6 protein-coding genes are annotated in these 4,433 nt (G+C 44.8%); all 6 read right to left on the bottom strand.

Going from position 1 to position 4,433, the window contains the following annotated elements:
- Positions 1-379: 379 nt before the first annotated feature.
- Positions 380-733: a hypothetical protein gene (locus HF974_07850; protein MBC2698232.1), complete on the bottom strand. Its 354-nt coding sequence runs from the start codon at positions 731-733 to the stop codon at positions 380-382.
- Positions 734-1,066: 333 nt separating this feature from the next.
- Positions 1,067-2,392 carry an ATP-binding protein gene (locus HF974_07845; GenBank protein MBC2698231.1) on the bottom strand — a complete coding sequence of 442 codons (1,326 nt, stop codon included), beginning with the start codon at positions 2,390-2,392 and terminating at the stop codon, positions 1,067-1,069.
- Between the two features lie 255 nt (positions 2,393-2,647).
- On the bottom strand, positions 2,648-3,019 hold the full coding sequence (locus tag HF974_07840) for a YbhB/YbcL family Raf kinase inhibitor-like protein (protein ID MBC2698230.1): 372 nt from the start codon (positions 3,017-3,019) through the stop codon (positions 2,648-2,650).
- A 105-nt stretch (positions 3,020-3,124) separates the two neighbouring features.
- Positions 3,125-3,388 carry a hypothetical protein gene (locus tag HF974_07835; GenBank protein ID MBC2698229.1) on the bottom strand — a complete coding sequence of 88 codons (264 nt, stop codon included), beginning with the start codon at positions 3,386-3,388 and terminating at the stop codon, positions 3,125-3,127.
- Positions 3,389-3,874 carry a HEPN domain-containing protein gene (locus tag HF974_07830; protein MBC2698228.1) on the bottom strand — a complete coding sequence of 162 codons (486 nt, stop codon included), beginning with the start codon at positions 3,872-3,874 and terminating at the stop codon, positions 3,389-3,391. It abuts the gene before it with no gap.
- 207 nt (positions 3,875-4,081) lie between these two features.
- The coding region (locus HF974_07825) for a YbhB/YbcL family Raf kinase inhibitor-like protein (protein ID MBC2698227.1) at positions 4,082-4,433 on the bottom strand (352 nt) is incomplete at its 5' end.

Raw genomic sequence — 4,433 nt, 5'->3', positions numbered from 1 at the left:
ATAAATCCTTTATTAGTTTCAAATAATTCTTTCATCTGAGGACTATGCTTTTTGTGAACAATATAAAATCGAAGAAGAAATTCTTCAGACAATTTGGATATCTCACCGGTCGAGATTTGAACCCCTCTTGCCCCAAGAAGTAACTGGATTTCTTCTCGTTGATAGTTGAAAAACCACCGGAGGTATCCAATTGCCGTCATTACTTTTGTGTCAAAGGTTCTCCGCGGCAAACAGATTTTATTCAGGAATGAGACGTTTTCGTTGTTGATTAAACCGTGTATTTTGCAATACTTTTTCCGGATGCTTAATTCTCGTTCAGCTGAAAGGGTTTTTATGGGTCTTGTGTATGTTGTTTGTGCGTGTGGGTTTTGTTCACATATTAGACATTGTGTTTGGTTTTTGATTTTGAGTTCTTCTTGTAAGATAGGGAGATGGAGTACGTTTTTTTTTCAAAATCATAGTGAATACCTAGTCGCTTGAGGTCTTCCTTCCTCACTGGCTGACCCATATTTTCCAACATCTCAAAGAGATCATTTGGTGTGAGTGAACCTTGCATTAACCGCAAAGATAGGTATGAAAAATGAGTTGGTTCGATTGCTATATTTGTTGGGTGTTTGGGATCGGTACCTAATGATCGGATGTGTTTTTGAACACATTTCCCATCAATCCATTGATTCTCAACTTCTGCATAGTATATTTTTCCACGTTGCTTTATTTTTCTGATGAATGTCATGTCTAGTGTAATGTTACACTAGGATATTACACTATCGGTTTGTGCTAAAATAACTCAAAATAAGGGGCAATAAAGGCAATTCATGAGTGAGTTAGATGTAATAAACAAAGATGCTAGAATGACGCCATAGGCATAAACATTGAAGAAATACCTGTGGGGCCTGTCCGGCGGCGGGCACATAATCCGGCAGAGATTCACCACTAGGAATGTCACTAAAGATATTCTGGTTACACTGCCCACCAGTACTACCCACTGTCGGATCATGAACTCTTATTCTACCGGGCCCATTGCTCCCTGCACCACAATATCATCATTCCTTGTACAAAAAACAAGCTAATCCCTTCCCAAAAGCCATTTCCACAACTGCCTGTAAACAATCCTTTTCCCCTTCACAACATCCTCCCCCTCATACTCCCACGTAATTACAAGCAACTCGCTACACCCCAGTTCATCCCCAGCCTTAACCAGCGCATTGATCTCCCGCTTCGCAATCCCAACCCTGTCAGCAGCAAAAGTTACCTGGATCAGCTGCCTGACCTTGATCCCTTCCCTGACAACAAAATCGACCTCCCTATGCTGCTGGTCTTTCCAATAAAATAATTCCATCACAGGTTTCAGGGATACTCTTCGCAGCAGTTCAACAGCAACCAGGTTTTCCATCAACCGTCCCCGGTCCTCAGAGAACCGAAAACCAGCAAAATTAACAAAACCCGGATCAATGCAGTAAATCTTTCTCGGATACTGCATCTGGTCCCTGACCTTGTATGAAAATACCTTAAGGTCGAAGAACAGGAACGCCTCTTTCATGGTGGAGAAATACTTCTCGAAAGTAGGCACAGAGACCTTGACCCCCATTGCCCCCAGCGTCCGGGTCAATTTAGAGAAACTTGCCAGTCTACCTGAATTGGAGCACAATAAATACGCCATGTCCTCAACAATCTCGCCCCGCCTTTTCGCTTTTGGCAGAATGTCCCGGCTTATGATGTCAGTGAATAATGTCTGTAGCAGTTCTTCCTTCCCCGTTTTTATCAGTGCAACCTCTGGAAATCCCCCGAACTCAAGGTATTCCCTTAGATATTCCTTTACTACTGCAATATCCTCTTCGATAAGATATCCTGGTTGCAGGTTGAAACCTTTGAACAATAAGAATTCACCAAAGCTCAAAGGCTGGACCGTTGTGGTTAAATGCCTGCCTGTCAACAGATAACTTAACTCTGACCCGGTCAGCCGTGAGGTTGAACCGGAAATAAAAATCTTGGTCCGTCCTTTGAATTCATCGTATATACTTCGTATATATTTTTCCCATCCCTCAACCCTCTGGACCTCATCAAGGAAAATATATACCTTTGTATGCTTTTCAAGAAGCTTCCTGGCATGGATTACTTCGACCAGGTCATTGAAATAATCCGGTGTAAGTGGGAGCAGTTTCCTGTTCTCGAAATTGATATATATGGTGGCTTCGTTTTCTACTTTGCCCTCCAGGAGTGCCTGGATGGTCGAGAACATTAAAAATGTCTTGCCTGCCCTTCTTGGACCTATGATATCATTTATGAGGTCGCTTTCGGTCTTTAAAGCGATTTTTCGTTCTATGGCTGTTGGTATTTCTTTTCTCCAGTATTCTTCGACCACTAGTCTTAATTTATCTTTCCGATTATCCATTATATTATAAATATAACTTTATGATATTAAAAATTATTCTAAATTATATTTTTCGATTCAACTGGGCATCATTTGTCACCAAGACGCTGTCCCGGTGTTTGCAAATAGATATATATTCCAATCCACCAGGTCCCAACTTTCGCCGTTCATCTCAATTGCAATCGAAATTATTTCGCATTAATGCTTTTTTCCCTCAACTGCTCCACCACAGCCTCCACCTGATCCACCGCAGTCCCGATATACCCCTTGGGTCGGTTAGCGCCCGTATTTCCCTACCATCTCTCCCTGTGCCAGGATGTGCCCTGACATTGCGGCCTCAAGCTGGGATTTGGTTGCACCGCTCTTTAGGCTAAGTGTAGTATCCAGGGCACATACCTTGAAGAAATACCTATGGGGCTTACCCGGCGGCGGGCAGGAGCTGTTATAGCAGGTCCTGCCAAAGTCATTCTTGTCCTGCAGGCTGACGTCGTTTAGGGTCTTGTTCTTTAGTACCGCAGCGGGCAGTCCGGTGCTACTGGCAGGTATGTTGTAGATCACCCAGTGGACCCAGGTTTTGCCGGGTGCGTCCGGGTCGTCCGCTATCAGAAGAGGGAATTGCGTGCACTCAGGATTATGGCACTGTCGCATTCGCCTCCTTCTACTAAAAGCATACCTTCACCTCAATCGTATCCCCAGCGCTCGCCGCAAGCACCACTGCGACCGCAGCCAATAGCAGCGCACCCAGCGATTCGCTTATGCTGCCGCCTCTTCACCCGTTCCTTCCTTTGCCCTCATTATAGCAATCGGAACATCGATATCCATCTCATAGAACTTATCAGACAGTCGCATGCCCACGTCCAATCCATCCTTACGCTCATCGATCCCCTCAACATAAACGATCACATCAAGATCCTCGCCTTCATAAGGTCCGAAATATTCAATATCCTTAATCCTTTCAGCTCCAAATTCCTTTGAAACTTCATCCCTGATTATCCTTATGATTTCTTCTTTATCCATCTAAAATCCCTCCACAAGACTTTTACAGGTATCAACGATCCTGACAGCGTCTGATATCGCATATCCACACATATCTTCCGCAACTTCTACGCCCGGATCGTAATCACACTTTATACGCATCGATCTCCATTTATTCATCTGCTTGGCAAGCGTTTCATCTCCAAAGTTCCTTGCAAGCAGTTTCTTGAACTTATCCACCAGTGATCTATGCCTCGTGACATCAATCTGCATCTGCAGATACACCGCAGACCTTGCAGCATGATACATCGAATAATACGACTTGTGAATCACGGTTCGGTTGCTTAAACCAGTTTCTAGCAATTTTTCCGCCACAAAGAGGTTATTCTCTGCAAGCACCAATCTGGACTCCGCTATATCATTCATAAATCGTTTTATCATGGTTAAATCCACTGCATCATGCTCGTTCAGATAAACGAGCAGCCCCCATTTATCAGGAGTCAGTTCCATCAACTTATTTTGCTTCATCAAAATCCTCATTTTCAGACGCTATCTACTATCAATACTTTTCGATATCCATATAAATATTTGTAGCCTCAGTTATTGTACCATCGCCAACCAGCCTGAGCTATTCCTCATATCCATATTCTCGACATACGTCCCGGCATGCATATAAATCGCATCATGAATCGAACCACTAAGAGGAAGCCTTCAGGATACGATAGTCACAATCAATCAGCGCCCGTATTTCCCCACCCTCTCTCCCTGTGCCAAGATGTGCCCTGACATTGCAGCCTCAAGCTGGGATTTGGTGGCACCGCTCATTAAGCCAGATGTTGTATCCAGGGCATATACCCTGAAGAAATACCTGTGAGGCTTGCCCGGCGGCGGACAGGGTCCGTTATAGCCGATCCTGCCAAAGTCGTTCGTGCCCTGCAGGCTGACGTCGTCCAGGGTCTTGTTCTTTGGTACCGCACCGGGCAGTCCGGTGCTGTTGACAGGTATATCGTAGATCACCCAGTGGACCCAGGTTTTACCCGGGGCGTCCGGGTCGTCCACGATAAGGGCGATGGAACGGGTGCCTGCG

The organism is ANME-2 cluster archaeon (assembly GCA_014237145.1).
Taxonomy (GTDB): Archaea; Halobacteriota; Methanosarcinia; order Methanosarcinales; family Methanocomedenaceae; genus Methanocomedens_A.
This window is presented reverse-complemented; position numbering and strand designations above follow the sequence as displayed.

What these genes read in the sequence shown, in the direction of transcription:
- HF974_07830 (MBC2698228.1), bottom strand. Translation starts at nt 3,874, where the DNA reads ATGAAGCAAAATAAGTTGATGGAACTGACTCCTGATAAATGGGGGCTG.
- HF974_07850 (MBC2698232.1), bottom strand. Translation starts at nt 733, where the DNA reads ATGACATTCATCAGAAAAATAAAGCAACGTGGAAAAATATACTATGCA.
- HF974_07840 (MBC2698230.1), bottom strand. Translation starts at nt 3,019, where the DNA reads ATGCGACAGTGCCATAATCCTGAGTGCACGCAATTCCCTCTTCTGATA.
- HF974_07835 (MBC2698229.1), bottom strand. Translation starts at nt 3,388, where the DNA reads ATGGATAAAGAAGAAATCATAAGGATAATCAGGGATGAAGTTTCAAAG.
- HF974_07845 (MBC2698231.1), bottom strand. Translation starts at nt 2,392, where the DNA reads ATGGATAATCGGAAAGATAAATTAAGACTAGTGGTCGAAGAATACTGG.